The 2,413-nt window shown below is 61.4% G+C and carries 3 protein-coding genes and 1 pseudogene; 1 reads left to right on the forward strand and 3 read right to left on the reverse strand.

Annotated features, from left to right (window positions below):
- A partial coding sequence (locus F8D48_RS11745) for a L,D-transpeptidase family protein (protein ID WP_170272817.1) occupies window positions 1-857 on the forward strand: 857 nt, incomplete at its 5' end.
- 150 nt (window positions 858-1,007) lie between these two features.
- Here F8D48_RS11745 and F8D48_RS11395 read toward each other — a convergent pair.
- The 3 genes and pseudogenes from F8D48_RS11395 to F8D48_RS11405 all read right to left on the reverse strand — a co-directional run.
- Complete coding sequence (locus F8D48_RS11395; protein WP_151432151.1) at window positions 1,008-1,364, reverse strand: DUF2304 domain-containing protein; 357 nt, start codon at window positions 1,362-1,364, stop codon at window positions 1,008-1,010.
- Window positions 1,365-2,057, reverse strand: a complete 693-nt coding sequence (locus tag F8D48_RS11400) for a glycosyltransferase family 2 protein (protein ID WP_151432153.1) — start codon at window positions 2,055-2,057, stop codon at window positions 1,365-1,367.
- Between the two features lie 62 nt (window positions 2,058-2,119).
- A pseudogene (locus F8D48_RS11405) lies at window positions 2,120-2,413 on the reverse strand (N-acetylmuramoyl-L-alanine amidase family protein); the annotation flags it as partial.

The raw sequence follows: 2,413 nt of genomic DNA on the forward strand, positions 1-2,413 counted from the left end.
AGACCGGCTGGCTGAAGCGCGGGTCGTGGTACTACCTGAACGCGAGCGGCGCCATGGCCACGGGCTGGAAGAAGGTCTCCGGCACCTGGTACTACCTGAACCCCACCTCGGGCGCCATGAAGAAGGGATGGGTCCAGGTAGATGGGCGCTGGTACTACCTGGCCAGCTCGGGCGCCATGCAGACCGGCTGGCTGAAGCGCGGGTCGTGGTACTACCTGAACGCGAGCGGCGCCATGGCCACGGGCTGGAAGAAGGTCTCCGGCACCTGGTACTACCTGAACCCCACCTCGGGCGCCATGAAGAAGGGGTGGCTCGACCTGGACGGCACCTGGTACTATCTTGACGGCTCGGGCGCCATGGTCACGGGCAGTCGCACTATCAACGGTCGCACCAGCAATTTCAGCGCCAGCGGCGCATGGCGCGGCTACGATAAGGTCGAAGAGTTGTTCACGAAGTGGGCCCAGCCCGAATCCAGCTCCACCAACTGGCTCATTCTCGTGGACACCAAGCGCTGCAAAGTGGGTGTGTTCTGGGGCTCGAAGGGCAACTGGGAGCTTCAGCGCATGATGGACTGCGCCCCGGGCAAGTCCTCCACCCCCACGGTAAAGGGTCGTTTCACCGTGAAGGCCAAAGGCTACTACTTCGACTCGGGTGCGTCCCGCTGCTTCTACTACACGCAGTTCTACGGCAACTATCTGTTCCACTCGGTGCTGTACTACCAAACCTCCCGCCCCACTTCTATCATGGACGGCCGTGTGGGCATGGGCCTCTCCCATGGTTGCGTGCGGCTGGAGCTGGGCAACGCGAAGTGGATCTACGATAAGATTCCCCGTGGCACGAAGGTATACGTCTGGTAGGGAACGGTTTTCGGCCTTGTCCCACGGGAAGGGGGGCTCTGCACGGGCAGTGCGGAGCCCCCCTTCCCGTTACTCCGTGGGGATGACGCTAGGGCCCGGGCGCGTCTCGAACACCCCCCCCCGAGATCGCAGATCCCAGGACGACTGAGCCTATCGGTCCTCGCGCCCCATCTCCCCCTCAGTCGAATTGTCGATACGGGAAAGAGCGATAACCTGGGTCAGCTGAGTGATTTTGTTGCGCAGGCGCGCATGCTCCACCGCCATAATGAGCTGACGGTAGATGACCACGACCAGCATGCAGAGGAATACGAAGTTCGCCGGCGACTCAATGCCGAGCACCGAGGAAAAGCCGTAGATGACCTGCGGAAAGATCGCCATAACAATAAGGGCGAGGGCAAACAGGAACCAGAATACCGCATCGGAGGTGGTCAGCTGGTTGTGGCGAATCTTCACGACCACGTAGGCCAGGGCGAGTACCGCCCCCGCAATGAGCGCAACCCAGTACATCTAGTTCCCCTTCTTCCGGAACCACTGCACGAACATGATGGATATGCAGACGCGCAACATATAGGACACGGACTTCGTGAAATTCAGATAACTCTCCCCTGCCACGCGGTCGCGCATCTCCACCTGCATCTCGGACACCCGGGCTCCATTGCGGATGCAGAGAGCGATAGTGTCGGGCTCGGGGCTGTAATCCCAGCTATGGGCGAACCGACGGATCATGGCCCGATCAAACAGGCGCATGCCCGAGGTGGGATCTTCCACCCGCTGTCCCGTGGTGAGGCGGATCATGACCGTGATGAGCGCCGAGCCGATCATGCGGGCCGACAGCGGCTTCTTTTGCGCGCAGAAGCGCGAGCCGATCACAATGTCAGATCCATCGGCCTCGGCCTGATGCACCATGGGCCACACGTAGGCCGCCGAATGCTGCCCGTCGGCATCGAACTGGATGGCGTAATCGTAGCCATGGGCATAGGCGTACTTCATACCCGTCTGGAAACCCCCGGCAAGCCCGAGGTTCACCGGCAACGTAATGACGCTGAATCCGTGCTCCTCGCACAGCGCCTCCGTGCAATCGGAAGAGCCGTCGTTGATGACCACATGATCAACGCCCGGAGCGTTGCGCCGAAGATCCTCAACTGTGGAGACGATATTCTCCTCCTCGTTGTAGGCGGGCACAATGGCGAGTACTTTCAACTTATCTCCCGTAGCTATCGAATGGGCATACCGCTTAAGTATACCTCAAGAAAACCGCGAGCCTAGCGCATAGCCCCCGAGCTGTCGAAGGAGTAGGAAATTCCCCCAATCGTGCGCTTGCCCGTCACCATGGCGCCCGAGCCGTCAAGGTAGTACCACGCACTCCCCTGCTTGAGCCAGCCGGTCTGTATGGTGCCGGAGCTATCGAGATAGTACCAGCGTCCATCCACCTGGGCCCAGCCCGTGGCCATGGCGCCGGAGTCCCGGAGAAAGTACCACGCGCCGCCCGACTTCAGCCAGCCGGTCCTCATGGCGCCGGAGCCCGCCAGGTAGTACCAGGAGCCGCCGATCCTCTG

The sequence above is a fragment of the Adlercreutzia muris genome, assembly GCF_008831045.1.
Lineage (GTDB): Bacteria > Actinomycetota > Coriobacteriia > Coriobacteriales > Eggerthellaceae > Adlercreutzia > Adlercreutzia muris.